Genomic DNA, 25,091 nt, shown 5'->3' on the forward strand with positions numbered 1-25,091 from the left:
CTGGCTTCACGCCGAGGCGAACCGGGCCGCGCCTCAGCCCGGCTTGCACACCTCGTGCAACGCGTTGAGCCGCCGCACCGGGTCCGCGACATACGGATTCGACTCGTCCCACGCATAACCGGCGAGCACCGCGCAGATCATGCGACGAATCGTCGGTGTCTGCTCCGGGTAGTAGATGATGTCCTGCAGCTCGCCCGTGTACCAGCGCTCGACGAACGCGCGGAACGTATCGATGCCCTTGCGCAACGGCACGTCGTAATCGGCTGACCAGTCGACCGTGTTGCCGTCGAGCTGCCGGTTCAGCGTGCGCGCCGCCAGATGCGCGGAGCGCAGCGCGATCGTCACGCCCGACGAAAACACCGGGTCGAGAAACTCGCCCGCGTTGCCGAGCAACGCATAGCCCGGCCCATGCAGACTCGCGACGTTCGCCGCATAACCGCCGATCTGCCGCACCTGCATCAGGAACGGCGCCCGCCCGATCAGCCGGTTCAGCGTCGGCTCCTGCTGGATCAGCGCGCGCAGCGTCGCGTCGCGCTGCGCTTGCGGCACATCGAGAAAGCTCGCCTCGGCGACACATCCCACCGAAGCACGGCCGCCTGCGAGCGGAATCATCCAGAACCACACGTCGCGACGCTCGGGATGCGTGGCGATGCAAATCTTGTTGCGATCGATGTCGCCGGGAGCCAGATCATCGCGCACATGCGTGAAGAGCGCGGCGCGCGTCGGCATCCGCGTCGGCGTCTCCAGTTCCAGCAGGCGCGGCAGCACGCGCCCGAAACCGCTCGCATCGAGCACGAAACGCGCTTCGACCTGATACCCGTGCCCCGCTTCGTCGGCGACCTCGAGCAGCGGCGTCGTATCGGTGCGCATCGCGCTCACCGTGTGGCCGAAACGCACGTCGGCGCCCTGCGCGGCCGCGCAGCGAATCAGCACGTCGTCGAACAGCGCGCGCTCGACCTGGTACGTGGTGCCCCAGCCCGGCGAATACTTGTCGCGAAAGTCGAACGACGAGCGCTGGTCGCGATTCACGAAATACGCGCCGTTCTTGTACTGGAAGCCCGCCTCGACGACGGCCTGCAACATGCCGGCCTCTTCGACGTACGCCATGCTTTGCGGCAACAGGCTCTCGCCGATCGAGAAGCGCGGAAAATGCTGACGCTCCAGCACCAGCACCGAGCGGCCTGCTTGACGCAACAGCGCGGCAGCCACCGAACCGGCCGGACCGGCACCGATGATCGCGACATCGACCACGGTCCGCATTGAAGAATCGCTATTCAATTCACTGCTCCAACGGTTTGCATGCGTTGCTGCAACGCATGCGGGGGTTTCATGCAACGCGCCACATCGCGCGATGCAGCGTCTTGTCGATACAATCCTCCCTCCACAGCAACAACGACGTTTCGCCGGGGAGTGCATCGTGCCGTCATCCGAACTGTCCAGTGTGCCCTTTGTGCCGGAGACGGCCTTTGGTACCTGGTTCCTGCGCACGCACACGTGGGAGCACCACGTGTTGCGGGTAGCGATCAACGATCTGAAGCGCCTGATCGATGCGCCATTGCCCGACGCGCCGGTCATCGTCGATGCGGGCTGCGGGCAAGGCGTTTCGTTTCGCCTGCTCGCTGAGGCGTTCCGACCGCGCCGCATCGTCGGCGTCGATTTTCACGCACCGTCGCTGACGCTCGCCGCGCGGGCCGCGCACGCCTGCCGCGAGATGCTCGCCGACATCGAACTGCTGCATGGCGACTGCGCGCAACTGCCGCTGCCCGATGCGAGCGCCGACATCGTGTTCTGCCATCAGACCTTCCATCATCTCGTCGAGCAGGAGCGCGCGCTCGCCGAATTCCACCGCGTGCTCAAACCCGGCGGCGTGCTGCTATTCGCGGAATCGACCGATGCGTACATCAAGTCGTGGGTGATCCGGCTGTTGTTTCGTCATCCCATGCAGGTGCAAAAGAGCGCCGACGGCTATCTCGACATGATCCGCCGCGGCGGCTTCAGCTTCGGCTCTCACCATGTTTCGCTGCCGTACCTGTGGTGGAGCCGCGCGACCGACTTCGGTCTGCTCGAACGACTCGGTTTGTACCGGCCGCAACCCGGCAAGCGTCGCGAGACGCTGGTCAATGTCGCGGCCGTGAAAGCTGGCGAAGCCTGACTCGAAGTCAGCCCGCGTCCAGCACCACCAGTTGGCCGCGCACCGCGATCGCGGCCGCGCTCGGGCTCACGCCGCAGGTGAAGTCGCTCGACGAGTCGGTTTCGGTGCTATGAAAGCGCGTCGACACGTCGATCACCGCATTCGCGTGACGCTCGCGCGCCGCGGCGCGCAGCTTGCCGACCGCTTCGGCGAGCGCCAGGTGGCACGCTTCGTTCGGCTCGGACATCTTGCGCGCAATGCGCACCGAATACGACACTTCGCCGAGCCGCGTCTTCACCGGCTGGTGAGGTTGATCGCCGAAGTACACCGGCACCTCGCCGCGCGATTCGCCACCCGACGCCGCGAACGGCAGCGATTTCACTTCCGTGCCGCAGCCGGCCTGCGTCAATGCCACCACCAACATCGCACCCACCAAAGAAAACCTTTTCATTCTTATCCTCTTCCCTGTCTACGCATTTGCGGCCGCTTGCGCGCGGCGCGGCCAGTGATCGTGGCGAGTCGGTGCAGCTGAGTCAAACGCCTCGCCACGCTTCGAACATCAGGCTCGCGCAACTGCCGCCGAACCCGAATGAAATCGACATCGCCGTGTCGATGCGTGCATCGCGCGCGGTGCGCGCGAGCGGCATGTCGTGCACTTGCGGCTCCAGCGCGTCGAGCTCGGCCGTCCCCGCGATAAAACCGTCGCGCATCATCAACAGCGTATAGATCGCTTCATGCGCGCCGCACGCGCCAAGCGAATGCCCGGTCATGCCCTTGGTCGACGAAAACGCCGGCACCCCTTGGCCCGATGCGCCGAACACGTCGCGCAACGCGTGCAGTTCTTCGAGATCGCCGAGCGGTGTCGACGGCGCATGCGTGTTCACGTAGTCGGGACGGCGGCCCGCCGGTCCGAGCGCACCGCGCATCGCGCGCGCGATGCCGGCCGCGCGCGGCGCGACCATGCCCGCGCGATCCGTGCCATCGCCGAAACCCGTCAGCTCCGCGTAGATGCGCGCGCCGCGCGCGAGCGCATGATCGAGCGCTTCGAGCACCAGCACGCCACCGCCCGACGCAATCACGAAACCGTCGCGCTGCGTGTCGTACGGCCGCGATGCGCGGTGAGGCGTGTCATTGAAGCGGCGCGACAGCGCGCCCATCGCGTCGAACATCAGCGTCATATTGTCGTGTAGCGCTTCGCTGCCGCCCGCGAGCACGATCTGCTGCCGCCCGGTCTGGATCAGTTGCATCGCCTGACCGATCGCGAGCGCCGACGTCGTGCATGCCGACGACGGCGAATAGCTGACGCCTTCGAGCCCGAATGTCTGCGCGACGTTCGCCGACGCGGTGCTGCTCATCGCATGCGGCACCGTGTACGGCGTCACCTTGTCGACGCCGCGCGTTTGCGCGATCGCGAGCGCCGCGTCGTAGCTCGCCATCGCGCCGACGCCCGAGCCGATCACGACGCCCGCGCGCGGCGACTGCAAGGCCGCGACGGCGAGCCCGGCATCGTCGATCGCACGCTGCGCCGCGTGGCACGCGAAGCGCGCGGTGTCGCCCATGAAGCGTTCGCGCTTGCGCTCGAATGGCGCCTCGCGCGCGACCGACGCGACGCCGGCCACCTGCGACGCAAACCCGCGCTCGCGCCACGCATCGATCCGCTCGACGCGCGAGCGCCCAGCGCGCAACGCAGCCGAGACATCGTCGAGCGTATTGCCGAGACACGACACGATGCCCATGCCGGTCACGACCACGCGTTGCAGGCTGACGCTCATCGAACGCGCCGGAAAATCAGCGACGTGTTGATGCCGCCGAACGCGAAGTTGTTGCTCATCACGTACTCGGCGTCGATCTCGCGTGCGCCGCCGACGATGTAGTCGAGCGGCGCGCAGGCCGGATCGACGTTCTCGAGATTCAGCGTCGGCACGTACCAGTTGCGCTTCATCATCTCGATCGTCCACCACGCCTCGATCGCGCCGCACGCGCCGAGCGTGTGGCCGACATAGCTTTTCAGCGAGCTGATCGGCATGCGCGCGCCGAAGGTCCGCGCGGTCGCATGGCTTTCGGCCATGTCGCCGCGATCGGTCGACGTGCCGTGCGCGTTCACATAGGCAATCGCCTCGGGCGGCAATTGAGCGTCGCGCAGCGCCAGTTGCATCGCGAGCGCCATCGTGTCGGCGGTCGGTTGCGTCATGTGCGCGCCGTCCGAGTTGCAGCCGAAGCCGACGACCTCCGCGTGAATCCGTGCGCCGCGCGCCAGCGCGTGCTCGTATTCTTCGAGCACCAGCGTCGCCGCGCCCTCGCCGACCACGAGGCCGTCGCGCGCGGCATCGAACGGACGCGGCGTGAGATGCGGCTCGCCGTTGCGCGTGCTGGTCGCGTACAGTGCGTCGAACACGGCGACCGCCGGGCCCGACAACTCTTCCGCGCCGCCTGCCAGCATCAGCGTCTGCTTGCCGGACTGGATCGCCTCGTACGCGTAGCCGATCGCCTGGCTGCCCGACGCGCATGCACACGAGGTCGGGATGATGCGGCCTTTCAGATCCCAGAACAGGCTCACGTTGACGGCCGTGGTGTGCGGCATCATCTGCACGTAGCTGTTCGACGTGACGTTGCTCATCGAGCCGGTTTCGAGCATCGTGCCGAACGCGCGGATCGGCTGCACGGAACCCGACGACGACCCGTACGCGACGCCCATGCGGCCGTCGGCGATGCTGGTGTCGTCGGCAAGGCCCGCGTCGGCGAGCGCGAGTTCGCTCGCGCGCACCGAGTACAGCGATACCGGGCCCATCGAGCGCACCTTCTTGCGCGGGTAATGCGCGGGGGTGGTGAACTCGGGCAGCGGACACGCGAGCCGCGTATGCAGTGACGCGAAGTAGTCCCACTCGGGCATGCGCCGCACCGCGTTCTCGCCGCGTTTCAGGCGGGTTTCGACCGCGTCCCAGCTATCGCCGAACGCGGTCACGCCGCCCATGCCGGTAATGACGACGCGCTTCATCAGATCATCCCGCCGTTCACGCCGATCACCTGGCGCGTCAGGTACGACGCGCCATCCGACATCAGAAAGCTCACGACCGACGCGACCTCGGCCGGCTGGCCGACCCGGTTCATCGGCACGGTCTTCAGCGCGTGATCGAGCGTCATCTGTTCGAGCATGCCGGTTTCGATCAACCCCGGCGCGACGCAATTGACGGTGATATTGCGCGACGCGAGCTCGACCGCGAGCGCCTTGCTCGCGCCGATGAGTCCGGCCTTCGCCGCGCTGTAGTTGACCTGGCCGCGATTGCCCATGACCCCCGACACCGACGCGATCGTCACGATGCGTCCGCCCTGGCGCGCGCGCACCATCGGCATCGTCAGCGGATGCACGACGTTGTAGAACGCGTCGAGGCCGGTTTCGATCACGACGTCCCAGTCTTCTTCGGTGAGCGCCGGGAACGCGGCGTCGCGCGTGACGCCCGCGCTGCACACGATGCCGTAGTAGGGACCGTGCGCGGCCAGGTCCGCCTCGAGCGCCTCGCGGCACGCGGCGCGCTCGCGCACGTCGAATTGCAGCACCCGCGCGATGCCGCCCTGCGCGGCGATGCCCGTCGCGACCGCATCGGCTTCGCTGCGTCCCGTGCGGCAATGCACGGTCACGGCGAAGCCGTCGGCGGCCAACTTGTACGCAATCGCGCGGCCGATGCCGCGGCTTGCGCCGGTAACGAGAACTCGCCGGCTCATGAACTGACACTCCCTTCGATGAATGACTGAAAATCGGGCGGTTGAAACACCTTGATCACGGCTTCTGCGCAGCGCACGCCGCCGTCGTCGTCGAGCGTGCATTCGTAGGCGCCGTGGCCTGCTTCGCTGCGAAGCAGTTCGCTCACCTGAACGCGCAAACGCGCGCCGCTTCGGAACGCCGGTTGCAGCGCCCGATAGCTGCGCGAGCCGAGCAGCACGCCGGCACGGGCCTGGCCGCCGGCGCGCATCGCGATGAGCGCGACGTGCGCGGCGATCGCTTGCGCCATCACCTCGATGCCGATCCATGCGGGCATCGCGCCGGCGGCATCCGCATACCATGCATGCGGGTCGACGTTGGCGAACGCGCTCAACGTGGTGTCGGCGAAGCTGTCGATCGCATCGAGCAGCAGCATGCTGCCGCGATGCGGGATCATCGCCTCGATCGGTTGCCGCGCGAGTTGCGCGTCGGTCAGCAGAGAAGTCGTCATGCGTGTTACCGGGCCAGAATCAGGCTGACATTGCTGCCGCCGAATGCGAACGAGTTGCTCATTGCGTACTGCGTGGCCGTGCCGCGCGGCAGATAGCGCGCGCCGTCGACGAGGTCGAGCGCGGGCAGCGCGGGATCGACCTCGCCGTCCCACAGATGCGGCGGCAACGTCGCGTTCTCGCGCGCGAGCGTGAGCCACGCGAAGCCCACTTCGGTCGCGCCGGCCGCGCCGAGCTGGTGGCCGGTGAGCGGCTTGGTGCCGCTCGCGGCGACGCCGTCGGGGAATACGCGCGCCATCAGATGCGCTTCCATGTCGTCGTTCTTCTGCGTGGCGGTCGCGTGCAGATTCACATAGCCCACCGCCGACGCCGCGATGCCCGCGTCCGCCAGCGCCTCGCGCAACGCGATTTCGCCGCCGACGCCGTGCGGGTCCGGCGCCGAAATATGATGCGCGTCGCTCGATTCGCCGAGACCCGCGAGCCGCACCGCCGCTTCGTCGCGACTCATCAGGAACACGGCCGCGCCCTCACCGACGTTGATGCCGCAACGGTTGCGGCTCATCGGATTGGTGCGCAAGCGGCTGGTCGATTCGAGCGACGCAAAGCCCTGCACGGTCAACTCGCAGAGCGAATCGACGCCACCGACGACAACCGCATCGCATAACCGCAATTGCAGCAGCCGACGCGCCGACGCAAACGCCTTGGCACTCGACGTGCAGGCGGTCGAAATCGTGAACGCCGGCCCCTGCAGGTCGAGCGCGGCGGCCGCGAATGGCGCGGCGGTGCCGATTTCCATCTGCCGGTAATTGAAGCTGCCCGGCAATTCGCCGGCTTGCGCGTGATAGACGAACGCGGTCTCGGCCGCCTCGATGCCCGACGTGCTGGTGCCAAGCACGACGCCGATGCGCTCAGGGCCGTAGCGCTCGCGCGCGGCTTCGATCGCGGGCGCGATCTGCGCGAGCGCCGCGAGCAGCAGCCGGTTGTTGCGGCAGTCGTAGCGCGCGAGATCGGCGCGCGGCGCGAGATCGAGCGGCGCAAGCACGCTGCCGACAAACGCATCGCCGATGCCGGTATGCACGTTGCCCATGCCGCGCGAGCGCGCGGCCGCGAGCGCCGGCACGATCTCGTCGACGTCGTCGCCGAGCGCGTTGATCATGCCGAGCGCGTGCAAATAAACTGATGGCGCGTTCATGCCGCCCTCCGTGATTCCGATGGCATGCCGATAGGCGCAAGCAGCACCGCGACCGCGATGCCGAGCGCGAGCGTCGTGCCGAAGCTTCTGAGCGCGGGCATCGCGCTGATGCCGAGCATGCCGAACGACAACAACGCGGTGGCCGCCGACAGCAACACGCCGGTCCACACCGCGCCGAGATTCGCATCCGCGCGCGAACAGCCTTCGCGCAGAAACACCGCATAGTTTGCGCCGACGCCGAGCACCAGCATCAGCGCGAGCCAGTTGAACAGATTGAGCGGCACGCCCGCATAACCGAACACCGCCAACGCGACGCCGAGCGCGAGCAGCACGGGCAAAGTCGTCGCGATACCGCCGCGGGCGCCGTAGCGCAGCATCAGCAGCGCGCACACCAGCGCGAGCGCGCCGCCCAACCACCAGCCGGTGTCCACGCGATACGCGCCGAACAGCTTCGACACGCTCGCGGCCTTGTCGACGAACACGATGCCGGGTAAGCCGTGTGCGAGCGCGATCAGCGCGGGCTCGTTGCGCGGCGTCACGCCTTGCGGGATCACAACGGCGGCGTAGCCTGCTGGCGCATGCGCTGGGTTCGCCCGGTCCGATCCCACCGCGCCGAGCCACAGATGCCGATACGGCTGCGACCAGGGCGCCGCGAGCCAGCGCTCGACGGTGAGCGGCGCTGCCGGCTTCGCGAACGCGGCGAGCCACGCATCGGCGACTTCGTCCTTGAAGCCGGCTTGCAGCAGCGTCGCGCGCAACGCGGCCGGATCGTGGAACGCGTGCTGCGCGAGCAGCGCGCGATCGTCGTGCTGACGCTGCGCGGACGGTACGAACTGCGCGACCGACTGATAGCCGCCGACGCTATCCGCGGTGCCGTTCAGCGCATCGAGCTTCGCGCCGAGCGCTTCGGCGCGTTGCAGCACCGCTTCCTGGGTCGCGCCGCGCACGACGAAAAACTGCGCGCTGTTATCGACGCCGACCGCTGCGCGCACCGTGTCTTCCTGCGCGACCAGCGACGCGTCGCGCTGGATCAGCAGATGAACGTCGTCGTCGCTCGTCAAACGCAGCCAGCCGGGCACCGCCGCGATCAGCAGCAGCGCCGCGACCAGCCACGCGCGTTTGCCGCCGAGCGCCTGCTGCCAGCGCGCGAGCAGCCGCGCCGCGCCCGCGAACACGCGTTGCGGGCTGCGCTTGGGCGCGCGCGTGAGCAGCGCGGGCAGCAGCGACAGCACCGACGCGAACGCAGTCGTAATGCCCACCATCGCGAAACACGCGATCTGCTTCAACGCGGGGAACGGCACCCAGATCAGGATCGCGTAGCCGAGCAGACTCGTCGCGAGCGCAACGCTGAGCGCGGGCCGCACCGTGCGCGCGCCGCGCCGCGCCTCCCAGTCGCGGCCCGCGCCGAGGTAGACGACGAAATACTGGATCGAATAGTCGACCGCCTCGCCGATCAGGCTCGCACCGAACACGAGCGTCAGCAGATGCAGCTTGCCGAACACCAGCAGCGTGGCCGCGAGCGCGCAGACGATGCCGAGCGCTGTCGATACGAAGCCAAGCAGCAATAGACGCGGCGAGCGGAACACCCACGTCATCAGCAGCGCGATGCCGCACAGCGACGCGATACCGATGATGTGCACTTCGCGTTCGGATGCGCTGCGCGCGGCCTCGGCATAGAACACGGCGCCGGTGCGCGCCAGCGATACGTCGGGGAACGTCTGACGCAAGCTGCTTTGCGCATCGGCGAGCGCCGCGCGCACCGCCTGCTGCGTCTTCGTTTCGTAGGCGGAGCCGGGCAGCGTCGCGACGATCAGCACGCTGGTCGTGTCGCCCTGCGCGTCGTGACGATGCGACACGAGCAGGCTGTCCTCGACTTCGAGATTCGACGTCGCGAGCGGCAGATTGCCGAGCCAGCGTTCGAGCCAACCGAACGGATCGTCGGCGAGCTGGGTGCTGAGGCCGCCTTGCAGCGGGCTATAGATGCGTCGCGCGAGCAGGTCGTGCAGCGTCGTTGCGCTGGCGCTCGCGAGCGCGCTGCGATCGGCCGGCGCGAGCAGGCCAAAGCGATACGGCAGGTACAGCGCCGCGATCTGTGACAGGTCGAATGGCGGCAACTCGGCCGTCACCGATGCGAATGCGCCGCTCTTTTGCAACGACGCACCCAGTTGCTTCGCGGCCGCTTTCGCGTGTGCATCGTCGCGGCTCGTGACGAGCAACACGGTGCGGTCGCCCAGCGCGCCGGCGAGCGTGTCGACCGCTTTTTCGGCGACCGGGTCCGCTTCGGTTGCGGGCAGCAGTGCGAGCAGATTGGTTTCGAGCGGCGACGCTGCCGCGAAGCGCCAGCCGCAATAGAGCGCCGCCAGCAGCGCGAGCGCGAGCCATGCGGCACGCACGCCCCATGCGCGCTTTGCGGCTTGTTTCGCGGCCTGTTTCGCGGCTCGCTGCTGCGGCACCGCCATCACGGTGCTCCGAACAGGCTGCGCTCGTCCGGCGTCGGCTCGGCGACGGCCGTGCTGTCGGCGAACTCGAGCTTCGTCACGTCGCCGTTCGCGAGCGTGATGCGCAGGCTTTGCAGATAATCGCCGCCGCTCATGTCGAGGCCCTTGATCGACTGCGCGAGCTGCGGTTGATTCGGCGTGAGTCGCATGCGCCATTGCGTGGCGTTGCCTTCGGCGCTCACGTCGAACTGCGAGTACAGCGCCGACAGATCGCCGCCGAGCATCGCGCGCATCATCTTCGACACCTGCGCGACGCCGCGCGTGGCCTGCGCGCTATGCGTGCTGACGCGATGGCCGCTGGCGTCGAGCTGCGCGACGTTAGCGTCGGTGATCACGTAGGTGGCCTTGTAGGGCGTGTCGATCTGCCAGATCACACCGCGCTCGCGGAAGAACAGCAACGTGCCGTTGCTGACGAGCGGCTGCTTCATCGCGGCGAGCGTCTGCGTCTGCGTGAATCGCGCGCGCACGCCCTTGGGTTGCGCGAGATGCGCGGCGATCTGCGAGACCAGCGCGGCGTTGGCGTTGCTGGCGGCACTGTTGGCGGTCTCGTTGGTCGGGGCTGGGTTGCTTGCGGTAGCCGCAGCGGCCGACCCCGCGGGCAATGCGAGCACCCCCATCACGCCGATCACCCGCGCGAGCCGCGACACGACGACTGTCAGCGCACGGCGATTCATCGTCCCCATACACGCCCCAGCTTGTCGAATACGACCGGCGGCGACACGAACTGCAATTCCTCGGTGGCGGCATCGACGGCGACCTGGATCGTATAGCCCTTCGTGAGTCGCGTGCCCGACGCGCAATCGACGATTTCATAGCCTATTTTCAGGCGGTTTTCGTATTCGAGCAGTTGGGCGCGCACTTCGAGCGTCTGTCCGTACACGGCGGGCCGTACGTATTTCAGATGCGCCTCGACGATCGGCCATAGATAGCCGGACGCCCGCATCTCGCGATAGTCGTAGTCGAACGCGCGCAGCAGCGCCGCGCGGCCCATCTCGAAGTACTTCAGATAATTGCCGTGCCAGCACACGTTCATCGCGTCGACGTCGTGAAACGGCACTTCGAGCGTCGCGCTGGCAGTCAGCGCCTGGTTCAGTTTCGCGGCGTCGCTCATGCGTTGGCTCCCTCGCGATAGTCGTCCCTGTCCAGCAGTTCGCACCCGGCAATGCGCGCGGTCAACGCGCGCAACTCGCCTTCGAGCGCGCGGTCCTCGGCGACGAACGGCGAGCGCGCGCCGACGTCGTCGACAAACGCGCGCAGCGGCGCGGGCACCGGTGTCGCACTGTCGATGCGCAAGCGCAAATGCACGGCCTGCACCGTCGCGAGCGTGTGCGCGGCGGCGACCTGCTCCGTCAATTCGAGCACGCGCAGGCAATCGCGCGCGGCGATCGTGCCCATGCTGACCTTGTCCTGATTGTGCGCCTCGGTCGAGCGCGAAAACACGCTCGCGGGCATCGTGTTCTTCAGCGCCTCGGCGGTCCATGCGGACGACGAAATCTGCACGGCCTTGAAGCCGTGATTGATCGCGGCGCGTTCGGGCGCCGCGCCCGACAGATTGCGCGGCAAGCCGTTGTTGAAGTTGACATCGACGAGCAACGCGAGCTGCCGGTCCATCAGATCCGCCAGATTCGCGACGGCGACTTTCAGCGCATCCATCGCGAACGCGATATGGCCGCCATAGAAGTTGCCGCCGTGCAAAATGCGTTCGTTGTCGGGATCGACGAGCGGATTGTCGTTCGCGCTGTTCAGCTCGTTTTCGACGTCGCGGCGCACCCAGCCGAGCGCATCGCGCGCGACGCCGATCACGTGCGGCGCGCAGCGAATCGAATAGCGGTCCTGCAGGCGATGCCCGGGCGTGTCGGCGCGGCCGGCCAGATCGGCGCGGATCCACGCGGCCGCTTCGGCCTGGCCCGCGTGCGGCTTCACCTCGAACAGCGTCGCGTCGAAGTGCGCGGCGCGGCCGTCGAGCGCGACGGTCGACAGCGCGGTCAAACGCGCGGCAAGCCGCGTCAGGTGCTCCGCGCGCACCACCGCGAGACAGGCGAGGCCGGTCATCACGGCCGTGCCGTTCATCAGCGCGAGGCCTTCCTTCGGCGCGAGCGTCAGCGGCTCGACACCCAACTCCGTCCACACGTCGCGCGCCGCGCGCAACCCGCCGGCGTACTGCACGTCGCGCTCGCCCGCGAGCGCGGCCGCCACGTACGACAGCGGCGTCAGATCGCCGCTCGCGCCGACCGAACCCTCGGACGGAATGCGTGGCAACACGCGATGATTGATCAAGGCCGCGAGGCGTTCGAGCAGCACCGTACGCACGCCCGAAAAGCCATAGGCGAGGGAATTGAGGCGCGCGGCGATCACCGCGAGCGTTTGCGCGTCGTCGAGATAGGCGCCCATGCCGCAGCCGTGATACCGCGTCAGTTGCAGCGGCAACGCCTCGACGAGCGCCATCGGCACATCGACCACGCAGGCGTCGCCGTACCCAGTGTTGACGCCGTACACGGTCGCGCCGGCGGCCAACTGGCGGCGCAGGAACGCGGCGCCGCGCTCGATGCGCGCGCGCCATGCGGGATCGTCGCTCAGCGCGACAGAGGCCCGCCGTCGCGCAATCGCGACGACCTCCTCGATCGTCAGCCGGCGTGCACCGACGACGATCGGCGTGCAATCGGCATGAGCGGCGACGTCGGCATTCGCCACACCGCATGCGGGCCGCACATCGTTCAGATCATGTTCGGCCATTCGCGCCTCGCTTGGGGCTGGCCCAGAAATCGAAGAAGTTGAACCATTGATAAGGTGCCTTGCGGCAATAGTGTTCGAGGCGCAGCGCGTAGCGTTGCGCCCACGCGGCCAGATGCTGCGCGCGTTCGCGCCGCGGCAGCTCGATGCGCTCGGCGAACGGCTCAAAGTAGATGCGATAGCCGTCGCGTTCCTTCAGGCAGAAAAACAGGTAGACCGGACAGCCGAGCGCATGTGCGAGCACGTACGGCCCTTGCGCGAACGGCGCGCTCGCGCCGAGAAACTGCGCGTCGGTGGTGCGTCCCGCTTCGCGCGCCGGCACCCGATCGCCGACGATCACCAGCAGCTCGCCCGCATCGATACGCTGCTGCATCAGCACCGCGGTTTCGGGACCGAAGTCGCCGACCTCGAGCAAATGCCGCGCGAAGTCGCGATTCGACGACGCCAGCACGCGATTGAAGCGGCGCGCGTGCTCGGTGTAGACGACCGCCGTGACCTTCGCGTGCTCACCGCGCACGGCGAGCGCGCGCATCATCTCCAGATTGCCGAGGTGCGCGCCGATCACGAGCGCACCGTTGCCGCTCGCGATCAATGCTTCGAACGCCGAAGGATCGTCGAAGGTCACATCGGTTTCGTTGACGCGGCCGCTCCACGCGGCGAGCTTGTCGAAGCCCGACTGCGCGAACGCGAGCATATGGCGATACGCGGACAGCCAGCCCGGACGCGGCGTATCCGCCGACGGCGCCACCGCGTTCAGACGCGCGAAGTAGTTGCCCGACGCGGCGCGCGCGGCGCGGCCCGTCAGCAGAAAATACGCGACGATCGGATGCAGCCACAGCGCGGTGAAGCGGCGCCCGAACAGCTTGCAGCTGAGCGCGAGCAGGCTCATGCCGAGGTGGCTGCCGCGTTCGGCGATACGCCACCATGCCTCGGGCCGGGCTTCATCGGTGTCGTCGGCCACCGCGCCACGGCGCGGCATAACCTTGTGCGCGAGCAGCATCGGCAGGCGCGACAGCATGCCGAACACGAGCCGCGTATGGCTGCGGCTGATGCGCACGTTGTCCCACAGCACGTCGAAATGCGACACGCCGTCGGACGCATAGGTCACGCGCGTCGCGATCGAGCGGAACGCAGCGCGCCGCCAGTACAGACGCACGAGGATCTCGATGTCGAAGTCCATGCGCGTCGGCAGCTGCACGCTGTCGATCAGCTCGCACGCGAGCGCGAGCGGATACAGACGAAAGCCGCACATCGAATCGCGGATCGTCAGCGACAGCGTCTCGATCCACACCCACACGTGGGTCAGATAGCGGCCGTACAGACGTGCCTTCGGCACGCTGTCGTCATAGACCGGACGGCCGAGAATCACCGCAGCGGGGTCAGTGCGCGCCGCATCGATGAAGCGCGGCACGTCAGCCGCGTCGTGCTGGCCGTCGGCGTCGATCTGCAGCGCATGCGTGTAGCCCGCGGCGCGCGCCGCGCGCAGGCCCGCCATCACCGCCGCCCCCTTGCCGCCGTTTTCGGGCAGACGCAGCAGCGTCATCTGTCCGGCGTACTGCCGCGCGAGCCCGGCGAGCACCTGCTGGGTCGGCTCGTCGCTGCCGTCGTCGACGACGAACATCGGCAGGCCGTGCACCGTGAGATGCGCGACGGTCGCGCCGATCGCGTCCTTGTGGTTGTAGATCGGAATGACGATGCAGGGCGCGAACTTGATCATGCGTCCTCCCGATGCACGAGCACACCCGACGCGCATTCGCGTCCGTCGAGCCGGTACGCGAACTGCACGCGCCGACGCTCGAGCTCGTACGCGAGCGCGAGTTCGAGCACCGCACCCGGTAACACCGGCGCCATGAACTTCAAGCGGTCGACCGACGCCACCTCGCGCACCCGCGGCCAATGCCCGGCCGCGAGTCGCGCCGCCCAGTCGACCTGCACGACGCCCGGCAGAATCGGCAGGCCCGGAAAGTGGCCGGCGAAATGCACCAGCGACGGCGGCACGCGCAGCACGTAGTGCAGCGTGTCGCCGTCGCGCGTTTCGGCGAGCACTTCCATGCCCTCGGCGCGCGGCGCGAACGCGGCGGCCACCGCGCTGGCGGGCAGCTTGCCGCGCGCATCGAACGGCAGACCGATGCGAAAACGCCAGTGACGCGGCAGCACGACCGCATCGAAGTAGTCGGCCAGATGCCGGCGCAGCGTTTTCGCGAGCGCGACGCGGCCTTCGTCGCGCAACGCCGCGCTGCCCGCTTCGCTCAGCGCGACCACTGCGCCGACCCGTTCGCGCGATGCGCCGTCGAGCGGCACCAGGGCCGCTTGCGCGACAAACGGATGCAGCGCGAGACGCGCCTCGAGTTCCGGCAGCGATACGCGCTTACCGCCGAGCTTCAGCACGCGGTCGAGGCGCCCTTGCAAACGGAAGCGCCCGTCGGCATCGAACGCGATGCGGTCGCCCGTGCGATGCCAGCCGTCGTGATCGAGATGCGGCGAACGCACGCACAGCGCGCCGTCGTCGTCGCGGCGCAGCTCGGCGCCGGCGACCGGCTGCCACGCGTCGCCCCGATCCTGGCGTCGCCACGCGATTCCGCCGGTTTCCGTGCTGCCGTAGATTTCGAGCGGCGCCGCGCCGTAGCTCGCCGCATAGGGCTGCGCCGCATCGGCCGCGAGCGGACCACCCGACGAAAAGAACGCGCGCGGCGCGGGCGTCAGCGCGGCGAAGCCCGGCAACGCGGGCCAGCGCGATAGTTGCGCGGGTGTCGACACGATCGCCGTCGCGCCGCATTGCGCGATGCGCGCCTGCAGCTGCTGCGGCTCCATGCCGATCGCGCGATCGAACGCGCGGCCGGCCGCGAGCGGCCACAACACCCGAAACAGCAGGCCATAGATGTGGTGATGCGGCACGCTCGCGAGCATGGTCGCGTTGCCGAGCAACCCGCCCCATTGCAGTTCCAGCGTGTGCACTTCGGCGTTGAATTGCGCGAGGGTCTTGCGAATCGGCTTCGGCGTGCCGCTGCTGCCCGACGTGTAGAGCGTGAGCGGCGCGTGCGGGTCGATCAGGTAGGCGGTGCTAGCGGCGGCATGTGCATGCGCCGATGCGACGAACGGCGGCAGATCCGCGTCCGTCAGCATGAAGTCGTAGGCGCCCGCGAGATCGGCGAGATAGCCCGGCGTCGCATTGGCCGGGATCACCGGCTCCTTGCCGCACGCGAGCAGCGCGAACAATGCGCAGGCGAACTCGAACGGATCGTCGATACAGACCGCGCAGCGTGGCGCGTCGTGGGTGCGCACGAGCTCGACCAAGCCCGCGACGCGCGCGCGAAACGCCGAGCGATCGAGCAGCATGGCGCCGTCGCGGCACACCGGTGCGGCAAGCGCATCACCCGCGACGAGCGCGGCGTCGGCCGACAACAGATCGTGCAACGCGATCATCAGGCCGCCTCCGAGCCGGCCCGCGCGGCGCGCGGCAGCATGAAGAGACGCCGCCACACGTACTCGCCGGCAAGCAGCGCGCCGATCAGCCCATACGCGACGGCGCCGTTGTACAGCGACCAGTTCGCGCGGCTCCAATCGAGCGCGGTATAGGCGGAAAACACCCCGTTCAGCGTGAAAAAGCCGCACCACACCTGGGTCACGCGCCGCGTATAGCGCACCGCGCCCGGCGGCAGTTCAGGGCTGCCGAGGCGGGCGAATTTTTCGATCATCGACGGCCCGCGCACGAGCGTCGCGCCGAACGCGATCAGCAAACCGAGATTGACGAGCGACGGATAGAAGCGCAGCAGCAGCTCGCTATCGGTGACGACGATCGCCGCCGACGCGCAGCTCAGCAGCATCATCACGCCCCAGTCGAGCGCGGACAGCTGGCGCAGCGGCATCGCGACCGGACCGCCGCCGGCCCAGCGCTGCAGCCATACAGTCGCGAGCAGCAAGCAGCCGACGAGACGCGGCGCGTCCCAGTGCCATGCGCACAAAATCAGCGCGGGGTAAGCGAGTTTCAGCAGCACCTGCACGGCGGTCCTGCTCCAGTGAAGGCGCGTGCCGGATTCGCTGGCGGCGGGGCGTGGCTTTGACATCTGCGGGCGCGAGCGCGCGGCCGGCATCAGCCTTGCGCCGCGAGCAGCGATTCGACCGCGTCGATCACGTCGCCGACCGTGCGCACGGACTTGAAGTCCTCCGGCTTGATGCGGCGGCCGGTCATTTCCTGCAGCTTGATCGCGAGATCGACCGCGTCGATGCTGTCGAGATCGAGTTCGTCGAACAGGCGAGCGTCGGGTGTCACGCGCTCCGGCTCGATCGCGAAGTTTTCCTTGAAGATCGCGCGGATGCGCTCAAGAATCTCAGTCTCAGACACGGTTAATCCCCCTTCCTTGTGGTTTCGTTCGCAGCGTGCGCCGCTTCGCGCTGACTCTCGACCAACGCGGCGAGCGTGTTGATCGAGCGAAAGTGCTCGCGCGTGCGTTCGTCGTTCGCCGCGATGGTCAGTTGGTATTGTTTGCGCAGCACGATGCCGATCTCGAGCGCGTCGATCGAATCGAGACCGATGCCGTCGGAACCGAACAACGGTGCATCGTCGTCGATATCGGCCGGGCTCAGGTCTTCGAGATCGAGAGCTTCGATCAGAAGCTTTTTAATTTCCAGTTTTAAAGAATCCATAATCGAACAGGTGCTGGGTAATGTGGGCTTCGACGGCATTCGTCACGCTGCGCGCCGCGATGGCCGCGGGGGTGTCGTGCGCGGCCAGTTCGGCGACGCCGAGCGGCGCGAGCACGTTCACGCGCATCCGGAAAGCGCGCGCCGGCACGTCGTACCAGCGCAGCTGCCGCGTGAACGCGGGCGGATCGCAATCCATCAACACGGGCACGATCGGCGCGCCGGCCTTCAGCGCCATATGCGCGAAGCCGCGCGAAAACGCGTGCAGCCGGTTCGGCGCGGGGCTGCGCGTGCCCTCGGGAAAAATGATCATCGTATAGCCGGCCGCGAGCTGCTTCGCGCCCGCGTCGACCAGCGCGGTCGCATCCGCGTTGCTCACGTATTCGGCCGCGCGCACGATGCCCCAGAAACACGGGTTGCGCCAGTGCGCGTGCTTCACGACACAGCACGCGCGCGGCGTCAGCGACAGCAGGACCATGACGTCGAGGTAGGTCGGGTGATTCGCGACGACGATCGCAGGCTCCCCGGCGCGCAACGCCTGTGCGCCGGACACTTCGAGCTCCATCACGCCGAGACCGCGCAGCACCGCGACGAGCGCGCGGAAAAACCAGTGGATCACCGCGCTCACCGCGTGCTGCCGCGACGCGCGATGCGGCCAGAGCCACGCGAACGGGAACACCAGGACCGAAAACAGCACGCCGCACACGCCGAACCCGACGAAGGCAAGGCCGGTTGCGCAAAGACGCCATGCGTAATCAAGCCGCCCGCTCATCCCACCTCCAATGCCATACCGCGCCGGCGCCGTGCCAGCGCGCGGGCGCGCCGGTTTCGAGGCAGTGCAGCAGCGCCTGGCTCTGAGTCGGGAAGCTGGCGGCATCGCTCGAGGCGGTCCGGGACGCGTCCCGGGGGTCGCCCGCAGCCTCGTCGGCGCGGCTCCGCGAGCAGACGATGTGCCCGGCCGACGCATCTTTTTCCAGCAACAGCGCGATCGCGCCGCCCTGCACTTCGTCTTCGATCGTGCCGTACGCGAGATCGGCCGGTTCGTCGGCATACACGAGCAACACCGGCGCATCGGCTTGCGTCGCATATTGCGCGTACGCTTCCAGCAGCGCGTAGCCGAGCGTTTGCGCACCGGCCGACACCGCGCTCGCAGCCGAACGGTCGCCGCGCGCGATGCCGAACACGCCGGTCATCGCGTTCAACACCGACAGGCTGAACGCGGTCGGCGACACCGGCTCGCCCGCGCTGATGCTGCGCAGGATGTCGGTGGTGCGTCGCAGTTCGCCGTGCCGCGAGGCGAATACCACGCGCACCGGCTCCTGCGCCACACAGTCGTGCGCGACCTTGAGCGCCACCTTGGACAGCGTGCTGAGACGCCGCCGCACGATCGGCTCGATAAAGCCGATGTCGGGTGCGGCAGATGCGGCCGCCGGCCAGCTAGACCAGCGACCGACCGGAATGGTCCAGTGCAGATCGGGCATATCGGTGTTCGCGCGTAGAAACGAGGAAAGGACTCAGGCGCCTGACGGAATACGCAGCCGTCACAGCGAGCGGCGCCGCGCGGACCGGAAACTTTCAGCCGGGATCGAGCAGTCTTCTTTGCGGGAAATACAGGATTATCGGCAATCGGCCCCAATCGTTTAGGCCCCGCTGACAATCGGGCGTACGGATTGTGGCTCGGGCTCCTTTTGTGGCCGAAATAATACTGAATATTCTGGATTAAATCAGCCAGGAAAGACGTATCCATCTGTATCCGCGGCCGCGAAACAACGGAATGTCACGCGACTTGACGCCGCCGCCGACAATCGGCGAAACCCTTCATTCGACTTTCAGTGCACCTGTTACAGAGCGGTACGGCGCGATACCGGTGCGCCTGCGCAGGCAATCTTCGCCGCAACGGTCCGTCCGCGCCTGTTATACTCCGGCCCTCATTGGGGAGTAGCCGCCCCGCGGCACGTCCGCACCGCATCGCCGGTGCGTCGCACGTGTGGCTCGCGGGGGCGCCTGTCAACAGACTTGGCCATCACGGCCATGGCAGCCGCAGCCTCTGGCCTGGCGAGACCGATGATCCACACGCGCCGCAACAGGGCCCGGCGTGTCGTGGATCGTCGCTCGTTCATCTTCGGCCCGAGGAATCCATTCAACGTGAACCAAGCTTTTCTCATTTCGACCGGTGCGGTCGCGCTCGCCGAGATCGGCGACAAGACGCAACTGCTGTCGCTCGTGCTGGCCGCGCGCTATCGCAAGCCCGTGCCGATCATTCTCGGCGTGTTCGCGGCGACGCTGATCAATCATGCGGGCGCCGGCGCGCTCGGCGCGTGGCTCGGCTCGATGCTGACGCCGACCGTCATGCGCTGGGCGCTGGCGGCGTCGTTCATCGGCATGGGGCTGTGGATTCTCGTGCCCGACAAACTCGACGACGAGGAAGCCAACACGAACCGCACGCACTTCGGCGTGTTCGGCGCGACGGTCGTCACGTTCTTCCTCGCGGAGATGGGCGACAAGACGCAGATCGCGACGGTCGCCCTCGCCGCGCGCTTTCACGACTTCTTCGGCGTGGTGGCGGGCACGACACTCGGCATGATGATCGCGAACGTACCGGCGATCCTGCTCGGCGACCGCTTCGCGCATCGTCTGCCAACCAAGCTCGTGCACGGCATCGCCGCGGTGTTGTTCGTCGTGCTGGGCGGGTTGGCGTTGTTCGGGGTCGGCGCCTGACTACTGGGCGGCTTTCGGCGCCGACGCCGCGGCCGCGGGCGCCGCCGCCGGCAGCGATACTTCGTTCGCGGCACCGCCGCCGAGCGGAATCTTTACGGTGTGCACGGCGCCGTTGGCCAGCGGGAAGTCAGCCAGCGCGCTCCGCGCCAGATAAGGCATCGCCCGCACCAGCGACGACTCTTCGCCGAAATTGCGCGCCGTCACGTTGTAGACCTCCCGGCCGCTCGCCCGCTCGGTGATCCGGATGCCGAGCAGATGCGTGAACACCGGGTAGCTCTGGTTCACATAGGTCGCCGGGAAAGGCCCCCACGGTCCCCACGGGTCGAACGGCCGGCCCCAGTAAGGGCCGGGCCACGGGTCGTAGTAGACGGGCTGCGCGACGGTCACGATGTCCGAGCGGATGCCGTAGGCCAGCTCCACCAGATAGCGCGCGTCGTTGCGAGCGACTTCACGGAACGCGTGCACGGCGAGTTCGTTCGCGACGATCCGCTCGTACGCGCTCAGCTCGAGGTTGTTCTTTTGACCTTCAGCGCGCGTGAACGCATAGGTGCGGGTCGCGTCGCTGCCGCTCCAGTCCGAGAACGCCGTCACCTGTGTCGTCACGTAGGTCGTGCAGCCGGACAGCAGCGCGGTCAGCGCGACGAACAGCAGGGCGACGCGGCGGGTCCATCGGTCGATATTCATGGTCTGCCTCGTCATGCCTGTGGATTGCATCAGTTCTGCTTCGGTTAAAACCTTGATTCGGCGGCGCTTATTCCGTCGCGCCAGCCGCTGGCCGACTGACGATGCCGCCCCCTCGGCCACGCACGGCGCCCGATAATACGCTGACCTCGCCAGCCGGTAAAAGGTTCTCGCCTTGCCCCCGAAGCCGGCCGCTCTGCTCGGCGCCGAAAGTCGGCCCGCCTTCCCTTCCGCACGATTGCCCGAGGCTTTGTACAATGAGTCGACCAAGCCCGGCTCGCGCGCCGTTTGCGCCCGACCGCTCGAGTACATCACCACAGAACGCCATGGCCGATACCGCAACGCCCAATGTGATCCGCCGCGCCGATTACGCGCCGCCCGCTTTCCTGATCGATACCGTCGCGCTGGAATTTGATCTGCTTGCCGAACGCACCGTCGTCAGGAATACGATGCGGGTGCGCCGCAACCCGGATGCCTCGCGCGCCGCGCATCTCGAGCTGATGGGCGAGCAGCTCGAGTTCGTCAGCGCCGGCATCGACGGCACGCCGTTCCCGAACGCGCATCCGCACAAGCACGGGTTGCGGCTCGATAACGTGCCGGACAGCTTCGAGCTGACGCTCACGAGCATCTGCAATCCCGCGGAGAACACCACGCTGTCGGGCCTGTATGTATCGAGCGGCAACTTCTTCACGCAGTGCGAGGCCGAGGGCTTTCGCCGCATCACTTACTTTCTCGACCGCCCCGACGTGATGGCGAGTTTCACGGTGACGCTGCGCGCGAACAAGGCCGACTATCCGGTGCTGCTGTCGAACGGCAATCTGTTGGAACAAGGCGAGTTGCCCGACGGCCGGCATTTCGCGCGCTGGGAAGATCCGTTCAGGAAGCCGAGCTATCTGTTCGCGCTCGTCGCGGGCAAGCTCGTCGCGCTCGAAGAACGCGTGAAGACCGGCTCGGGCAAAGAGAAGCTGCTACAGGTATGGGTCGAGCCGCACGATCTGGACAAGACCCGTCACGCGATGGATTCGCTGATCCACGCAATCCGCTGGGACGAACAACGCTTCGGGCTCGAACTCGATCTGGACCGCTTCATGATCGTCGCGGTCAGCGACTTCAACATGGGCGCGATGGAGAACAAGGGGCTCAACATCTTCAACACGAAGTACGTGCTCGCGAACCCCGAAACCGCCACCGACACCGACTTCTCGAACATCGAGGCGGTGGTCGGCCACGAGTACTTCCACAACTGGACCGGCAACCGGGTGACCTGCCGCGACTGGTTCCAGCTGAGCCTGAAGGAAGGCCTGACGGTGTTCCGCGACCAGGAGTTTTCGGCCGACATGGCCGGCGGCGCCACCGACCAGGCCGCGCGCGCGACCAAGCGCATCGAGGACGTGCGCGTGCTGCGCCAGATGCAGTTTGCCGAGGACGCGGGCCCGATGGCGCATCCGGTGCGCCCGGAGAGCTACGTCGAGATCAACAACTTCTACACGATGACCGTCTACGAGAAAGGCTCGGAAGTCGTGCGGATGTACCAGACGCTGTTCGGCCGCGACGGCTTTCGCAAGGGCATGGACCTGTACTTCAAGCGCCACGACGGCCAGGCCGTGACCTGCGACGACTTCCGTCACGCGCTCGCCGACGCAAACGGCCGCGACCTCGCGCAGTTCGAGCGCTGGTATAGCCAGGCCGGCACGCCGCGCGTGTCGGTGCGGGCGCGCTACGACGCCGCTCAGCGGCGCTACAGCGTGACGCTGCGCCAAGGCTACGGCGATGCGGCGCCAGCCGCGCGCGAAACGCAGAAGGGACCGCTGCTGATTCCGTTCGCGATCGGTCTGATCGGCAAGGACGGCCGCGATCTGCCGCTGCAGCTCGACGGCGAGGCGAAGGCGTCGGAGTCGACCACGCGCGTGCTCGAATTTACGCAGACCGAGCAGACCTTCACGTTCGTCGACGTCGGGCAGGAACCGCTGCCCTCGCTGCTGCGTAATTTCTCGGCACCGGTGATCGTCGAGTATGACTACACGGCTGAACAGCTCGCGTTCCTGCTCGCGCACGACAGCGATCCGTTCAACCGCTGGGAAGCCGGCCAACGGCTCGCCACGCGCGAGCTGCTCACGCTCGCTGCGCGCGCGGCCACGGGCGCCGCGCTGCAGCTCGACGACTCGGTGGTCGCCGCGTTCGCGCGCGTTCTGACCGACGAGACGCTGTCGCCGGCGTTCCGCGAGCTCGCGCTGATGCTGCCGTCCGAAGCGTATCTGGCCGAGCAGATGGCCGAATCGGATCCGGCCGCGGTGCACGTGGCACGGCAATTCGTGCGCAAGCGCCTCGCCAATGCGCTGCGTGACGACTGGCTCAAGGTCTACGAGCAGCATCGCACGCCGGGTGCTTATGAAGCGACGCCCGAGGCAGCCGGTCATCGCGCGCTGAAGAATCTCGCGCTGTCGTATCTGACCGAGCTTGACGATTGCGCGGAGGCCGTGCGTCTCGCGGCCGCGCAATATGAAGGCGCGAACAACATGACCGACCGCGCGGCCGCGCTGTCGGCACTGCTCAACGCCGCCGCGCCGCAAGGCGGCAGCCCCGAGGCGCAGCGGGCGCTCGACGACTTCTATCGACGCTTCGAGAAGGAGCCGCTCGTCATCGACAAATGGTTCGCGTTGCAGGCCGTCCAGCGCGGAGGCGCACAGCATCCGGTAATCGATACGGTGCGCAGCCTGATGACGCATCCGGCCTTCAACCTGAAGAATCCGAACCGGGCGCGTTCGCTGATTTTCAGCTTCTGCGCGGCGAACCCTGCGCAATTCCACGCGGCAGATGGCTCCGGCTACGCATTCTGGGCCGAGCAGGTGATCGCGCTCGACGCGCTCAATCCGCAGGTGGCCGCGCGCCTCGCGCGTTCGCTCGAACTGTGGCGACGCTTCACACCGGCGCTGCGCGACAGCATGCGCGCGGCGCTCGAGAAGGTGGCCGCACAGGTCAAGTCGCGCGACGTGCGCGAGATCGTCGAGAAGGCGTTGGCGTGATGCCTTGCTGAGTGCTTGACTCGTATCTGGAAAGCCGGCTCGCGTTGCCGGCTTTTTTTCGCGCTGTTTCTGTTCAGGCGCTGCGTTCGCGGCTGCCGTCAGCGGCACCCGTCTCGCTCAGCGCGCGCCGCAAGGCCGGAACCCGGCCGTGCGACCAAAAGCACGGAGCCGACACAACGAGCGGTTAAAATCCCAATACCTTCTAGCCTTCCCGGAGTACAGCAATGTCTTTGCAACGTCGTACCACTCTCACGAAGTACCTGATCGAGCAGCAGCGCGAAACCAACAACCTGCCGGCCGACCTGCGCCTGTTGATCGAAGTCGTCGCGCGCGCGTGCAAGGCGATCAGCTACCACGTCAGCAAGGGCGCGCTCGGCGATGCGCTGGGCTCGGCGGGCAGCGAAAACGTCCAGGGCGAAGTGCAGAAGAAGCTCGACATCCTGTCGAACGAAATCCTGCTCGAGGCGAACGAATGGGGTGGGAACCTCGCGGGCATGGCGTCCGAGGAAATGGAACAGTTCTTCCCGATCCCGGCCAATTATCCGAAGGGCGAGTATCTGCTCGTATTCGATCCGCTCGACGGCTCGTCGAACATCGACGTCAACGTGTCGATCGGCACGATCTTCTCGGTGTTGCGCTGCCCAGACGGCCATCAGGCCACCGAGCAGTCGTTCCTGCAGCCGGGCACCCAGCAGGTCGCCGCAGGCTACGCGGTGTACGGCCCGCAAACGGTGCTCGTGCTGACCACCGGTAACGGCGTCAACTGCTTCACGCTCGACCGCGAACTCGGCTCGTGGGTACTCACGCAAAGCGACATGCGCGTTCCCGTCGAAACGCGCGAGTACGCGATCAACGCGTCCAACGAGCGCCACTGGTATCCGCCGGTTCAGCAATACATCGGCGAACTGAAGGCGGGCAAGGAAGGTTCGCGTCAGGCCGACTTCAACATGCGCTGGATCGCGTCGATGGTCGCGGACGTGCATCGCATCCTGAATCGCGGCGGCATCTTCATGTACCCGGCCGACAAGCGCACGCCGGACAAGCCGGGCAAGCTGCGTCTGATGTACGAGGCCAATCCGATGGCATTCATCGTCGAACAGGCGGGCGGCGGCGCGACCAACGGCGAGAAGCGCATTCTCGACATCCAGCCGAAAAGCCTGCACGAGCGCGTCGCGGTGTTCCTCGGCTCGAAGAACGAGGTCGACCGCGTGACCCGCTATCACCTCGAAGCGAAAACCTGATCGCGAAGTGAAAAAATGCGTCGGGGACTT

The 25,091-nt window shown here is 67.3% G+C and carries 23 protein-coding genes and 1 riboswitch; of the genes, 4 read left to right on the forward strand and 19 right to left on the reverse strand.

Going from position 1 to position 25,091, the window contains the following annotated elements; all coding sequences use genetic code 11:
• Nucleotides 1–33: 33 nt before the first annotated feature.
• Nucleotides 34–1,260 carry an NAD(P)/FAD-dependent oxidoreductase gene (locus tag BJG93_RS11830; protein WP_407675299.1) on the reverse strand — a complete coding sequence of 409 codons (1,227 nt, stop codon included), beginning with the start codon at nucleotides 1,258–1,260 and terminating at the stop codon, nucleotides 34–36.
• A gap of 157 nt (nucleotides 1,261–1,417) precedes the next feature.
• On the opposite strand from BJG93_RS11830, the gene BJG93_RS11835 reads away from it, so the two are divergent.
• Nucleotides 1,418–2,152, forward strand: coding sequence for a class I SAM-dependent methyltransferase (locus tag BJG93_RS11835; RefSeq protein WP_027198469.1), 735 nt, complete (start codon nucleotides 1,418–1,420; stop codon nucleotides 2,150–2,152).
• A 7-nt stretch (nucleotides 2,153–2,159) separates the two neighbouring features.
• Here BJG93_RS11835 and BJG93_RS11840 read toward each other — a convergent pair whose 3' ends face one another.
• The 17 genes from BJG93_RS11840 to BJG93_RS11920 all read right to left on the reverse strand — a co-directional run bounded on the left by BJG93_RS11840 (nucleotide 2,160) and on the right by BJG93_RS11920 (nucleotide 18,879).
• Entirely contained in the window at nucleotides 2,160–2,582 is a 423-nt protein-coding gene (locus tag BJG93_RS11840; RefSeq protein WP_027198470.1) for a hypothetical protein, read from the reverse strand.
• A gap of 82 nt (nucleotides 2,583–2,664) precedes the next feature.
• Complete coding sequence (locus tag BJG93_RS11845) at nucleotides 2,665–3,903, reverse strand: beta-ketoacyl synthase N-terminal-like domain-containing protein (protein WP_027198471.1); 1,239 nt, start codon at nucleotides 3,901–3,903, stop codon at nucleotides 2,665–2,667.
• Nucleotides 3,900–5,126 (reverse strand): beta-ketoacyl-ACP synthase, encoded by a 1,227-nt coding sequence (locus BJG93_RS11850; RefSeq protein WP_027198472.1) that lies wholly within the window; start codon nucleotides 5,124–5,126, stop codon nucleotides 3,900–3,902. Before BJG93_RS11850 ends, BJG93_RS11845 begins: the two co-directional genes overlap by 4 nt.
• The gene (locus BJG93_RS11855; RefSeq protein WP_027198473.1) at nucleotides 5,126–5,851 is read right to left on the reverse strand and encodes a 3-ketoacyl-ACP reductase FabG2; all 726 of its coding nucleotides are present in this window, start codon (nucleotides 5,849–5,851) and stop codon (nucleotides 5,126–5,128) included. Before BJG93_RS11855 ends, BJG93_RS11850 begins: the two co-directional genes overlap by 1 nt.
• Nucleotides 5,848–6,339: a hotdog family protein gene (locus BJG93_RS11860; RefSeq protein WP_027198474.1), complete on the reverse strand. Its 492-nt coding sequence runs from the start codon at nucleotides 6,337–6,339 to the stop codon at nucleotides 5,848–5,850. Before BJG93_RS11860 ends, BJG93_RS11855 begins: the two co-directional genes overlap by 4 nt.
• A 5-nt stretch (nucleotides 6,340–6,344) precedes the next feature.
• Nucleotides 6,345–7,529: a beta-ketoacyl-[acyl-carrier-protein] synthase family protein gene (locus tag BJG93_RS11865; protein WP_027198475.1), complete on the reverse strand. Its 1,185-nt coding sequence runs from the start codon at nucleotides 7,527–7,529 to the stop codon at nucleotides 6,345–6,347.
• A complete protein-coding gene (locus BJG93_RS11870; protein ID WP_027198476.1) occupies nucleotides 7,526–9,988 on the reverse strand; it encodes an MMPL family transporter in 2,463 nt (820 codons plus the stop codon). Before BJG93_RS11870 ends, BJG93_RS11865 begins: the two co-directional genes overlap by 4 nt.
• Entirely contained in the window at nucleotides 9,988–10,710 is a 723-nt protein-coding gene (locus tag BJG93_RS11875) for an outer membrane lipoprotein carrier protein LolA (protein ID WP_027198477.1), read from the reverse strand. The genes BJG93_RS11870 and BJG93_RS11875 overlap by 1 nt, the downstream gene beginning before the upstream one ends.
• Entirely contained in the window at nucleotides 10,698–11,138 is a 441-nt protein-coding gene (locus tag BJG93_RS11880) for an acyl-CoA thioesterase (protein ID WP_027198478.1), read from the reverse strand. Before BJG93_RS11880 ends, BJG93_RS11875 begins: the two co-directional genes overlap by 13 nt.
• Nucleotides 11,135–12,760, reverse strand: coding sequence for an HAL/PAL/TAL family ammonia-lyase (locus BJG93_RS11885; protein WP_027198479.1), 1,626 nt, complete (start codon nucleotides 12,758–12,760; stop codon nucleotides 11,135–11,137). The genes BJG93_RS11880 and BJG93_RS11885 overlap by 4 nt, the downstream gene beginning before the upstream one ends.
• Nucleotides 12,747–14,474 (reverse strand): glycosyltransferase family 2 protein, encoded by a 1,728-nt coding sequence (locus BJG93_RS11890; RefSeq protein ID WP_174566099.1) that lies wholly within the window; start codon nucleotides 14,472–14,474, stop codon nucleotides 12,747–12,749. Before BJG93_RS11890 ends, BJG93_RS11885 begins: the two co-directional genes overlap by 14 nt.
• Nucleotides 14,471–16,180, reverse strand: coding sequence for an AMP-binding protein (locus tag BJG93_RS11895; protein WP_027198481.1), 1,710 nt, complete (start codon nucleotides 16,178–16,180; stop codon nucleotides 14,471–14,473). The genes BJG93_RS11890 and BJG93_RS11895 overlap by 4 nt, the downstream gene beginning before the upstream one ends.
• Nucleotides 16,180–16,848, reverse strand: a complete 669-nt coding sequence (locus BJG93_RS11900; protein ID WP_027198482.1) for a COG4648 family protein — start codon at nucleotides 16,846–16,848, stop codon at nucleotides 16,180–16,182. The genes BJG93_RS11895 and BJG93_RS11900 overlap by 1 nt, the downstream gene beginning before the upstream one ends.
• Nucleotides 16,848–17,099, reverse strand: a complete 252-nt coding sequence (locus tag BJG93_RS11905; RefSeq protein WP_027198483.1) for an acyl carrier protein — start codon at nucleotides 17,097–17,099, stop codon at nucleotides 16,848–16,850. The genes BJG93_RS11900 and BJG93_RS11905 overlap by 1 nt, the downstream gene beginning before the upstream one ends.
• A gap of 2 nt (nucleotides 17,100–17,101) precedes the next feature.
• Nucleotides 17,102–17,401 (reverse strand): phosphopantetheine-binding protein, encoded by a 300-nt coding sequence (locus BJG93_RS11910; protein WP_018421434.1) that lies wholly within the window; start codon nucleotides 17,399–17,401, stop codon nucleotides 17,102–17,104.
• Nucleotides 17,376–18,170: a lysophospholipid acyltransferase family protein gene (locus tag BJG93_RS11915; protein ID WP_027198484.1), complete on the reverse strand. Its 795-nt coding sequence runs from the start codon at nucleotides 18,168–18,170 to the stop codon at nucleotides 17,376–17,378. Before BJG93_RS11915 ends, BJG93_RS11910 begins: the two co-directional genes overlap by 26 nt.
• Nucleotides 18,154–18,879, reverse strand: coding sequence for a beta-ketoacyl synthase chain length factor (locus tag BJG93_RS11920; RefSeq protein WP_027198485.1), 726 nt, complete (start codon nucleotides 18,877–18,879; stop codon nucleotides 18,154–18,156). The genes BJG93_RS11915 and BJG93_RS11920 overlap by 17 nt, the downstream gene beginning before the upstream one ends.
• 440 nt (nucleotides 18,880–19,319) lie before the next feature.
• Nucleotides 19,320–19,533: riboswitch (yybP-ykoY riboswitch) on the forward strand.
• Between the two features lie 10 nt (nucleotides 19,534–19,543).
• On the opposite strand from BJG93_RS11920, the gene BJG93_RS11925 reads away from it, so the two are divergent.
• Complete coding sequence (locus BJG93_RS11925) at nucleotides 19,544–20,116, forward strand: TMEM165/GDT1 family protein (protein ID WP_027198486.1); 573 nt, start codon at nucleotides 19,544–19,546, stop codon at nucleotides 20,114–20,116.
• On the opposite strand, the gene BJG93_RS11930 is transcribed toward BJG93_RS11925, so the two are convergent.
• Nucleotides 20,117–20,800, reverse strand: coding sequence for a DUF4136 domain-containing protein (locus BJG93_RS11930; RefSeq protein WP_027198487.1), 684 nt, complete (start codon nucleotides 20,798–20,800; stop codon nucleotides 20,117–20,119).
• 323 nt (nucleotides 20,801–21,123) lie between these two features.
• On the opposite strand from BJG93_RS11930, the gene pepN reads away from it, so the two are divergent.
• Both pepN and BJG93_RS11940 read left to right on the forward strand, forming a co-directional pair.
• A complete protein-coding gene (gene pepN / locus BJG93_RS11935) occupies nucleotides 21,124–23,820 on the forward strand; it encodes an aminopeptidase N (protein WP_027198488.1) in 2,697 nt (898 codons plus the stop codon).
• Between the two features lie 224 nt (nucleotides 23,821–24,044).
• Complete coding sequence (locus tag BJG93_RS11940) at nucleotides 24,045–25,061, forward strand: class 1 fructose-bisphosphatase (protein WP_027198489.1); 1,017 nt, start codon at nucleotides 24,045–24,047, stop codon at nucleotides 25,059–25,061.
• Nucleotides 25,062–25,091: the final 30 nt, after the last annotated feature.

The sequence above is a fragment of the Paraburkholderia sprentiae WSM5005 genome (genome assembly GCF_001865575.2).
Classification (GTDB): Bacteria; Pseudomonadota; Gammaproteobacteria; order Burkholderiales; family Burkholderiaceae; genus Paraburkholderia; species Paraburkholderia sprentiae.

What these genes read in the sequence shown, in the direction of transcription:
- BJG93_RS11895 (WP_027198481.1), bottom strand. Translation starts at nt 16,180, where the DNA reads ATGATCGCGTTGCACGATCTGTTGTCGGCCGACGCCGCGCTCGTCGCG.
- BJG93_RS11865 (WP_027198475.1), bottom strand. Translation starts at nt 7,529, where the DNA reads ATGAACGCGCCATCAGTTTATTTGCACGCGCTCGGCATGATCAACGCG.
- BJG93_RS11920 (WP_027198485.1), bottom strand. Translation starts at nt 18,879, where the DNA reads ATGCCCGATCTGCACTGGACCATTCCGGTCGGTCGCTGGTCTAGCTGG.
- BJG93_RS11890 (WP_174566099.1), bottom strand. Translation starts at nt 14,474, where the DNA reads ATGATCAAGTTCGCGCCCTGCATCGTCATTCCGATCTACAACCACAAG.
- BJG93_RS11940 (WP_027198489.1), top strand. Translation starts at nt 24,045, where the DNA reads ATGTCTTTGCAACGTCGTACCACTCTCACGAAGTACCTGATCGAGCAG.
- BJG93_RS11845 (WP_027198471.1), bottom strand. Translation starts at nt 3,903, where the DNA reads ATGAGCGTCAGCCTGCAACGCGTGGTCGTGACCGGCATGGGCATCGTG.
- BJG93_RS11830 (WP_407675299.1), bottom strand. Translation starts at nt 1,260, where the DNA reads ATGCGGACCGTGGTCGATGTCGCGATCATCGGTGCCGGTCCGGCCGGT.
- BJG93_RS11860 (WP_027198474.1), bottom strand. Translation starts at nt 6,339, where the DNA reads ATGACGACTTCTCTGCTGACCGACGCGCAACTCGCGCGGCAACCGATC.
- BJG93_RS11910 (WP_018421434.1), bottom strand. Translation starts at nt 17,401, where the DNA reads ATGGATTCTTTAAAACTGGAAATTAAAAAGCTTCTGATCGAAGCTCTC.
- BJG93_RS11900 (WP_027198482.1), bottom strand. Translation starts at nt 16,848, where the DNA reads ATGCCGGCCGCGCGCTCGCGCCCGCAGATGTCAAAGCCACGCCCCGCC.
- BJG93_RS11880 (WP_027198478.1), bottom strand. Translation starts at nt 11,138, where the DNA reads ATGAGCGACGCCGCGAAACTGAACCAGGCGCTGACTGCCAGCGCGACG.
- BJG93_RS11930 (WP_027198487.1), bottom strand. Translation starts at nt 20,800, where the DNA reads ATGAATATCGACCGATGGACCCGCCGCGTCGCCCTGCTGTTCGTCGCG.
- pepN (WP_027198488.1), top strand. Translation starts at nt 21,124, where the DNA reads ATGGCCGATACCGCAACGCCCAATGTGATCCGCCGCGCCGATTACGCG.
- BJG93_RS11855 (WP_027198473.1), bottom strand. Translation starts at nt 5,851, where the DNA reads ATGAGCCGGCGAGTTCTCGTTACCGGCGCAAGCCGCGGCATCGGCCGC.
- BJG93_RS11915 (WP_027198484.1), bottom strand. Translation starts at nt 18,170, where the DNA reads ATGAGCGGGCGGCTTGATTACGCATGGCGTCTTTGCGCAACCGGCCTT.
- BJG93_RS11875 (WP_027198477.1), bottom strand. Translation starts at nt 10,710, where the DNA reads ATGGGGACGATGAATCGCCGTGCGCTGACAGTCGTCGTGTCGCGGCTC.
- BJG93_RS11870 (WP_027198476.1), bottom strand. Translation starts at nt 9,988, where the DNA reads ATGGCGGTGCCGCAGCAGCGAGCCGCGAAACAGGCCGCGAAACAAGCC.
- BJG93_RS11840 (WP_027198470.1), bottom strand. Translation starts at nt 2,582, where the DNA reads ATGAAAAGGTTTTCTTTGGTGGGTGCGATGTTGGTGGTGGCATTGACG.
- BJG93_RS11850 (WP_027198472.1), bottom strand. Translation starts at nt 5,126, where the DNA reads ATGAAGCGCGTCGTCATTACCGGCATGGGCGGCGTGACCGCGTTCGGC.
- BJG93_RS11885 (WP_027198479.1), bottom strand. Translation starts at nt 12,760, where the DNA reads ATGGCCGAACATGATCTGAACGATGTGCGGCCCGCATGCGGTGTGGCG.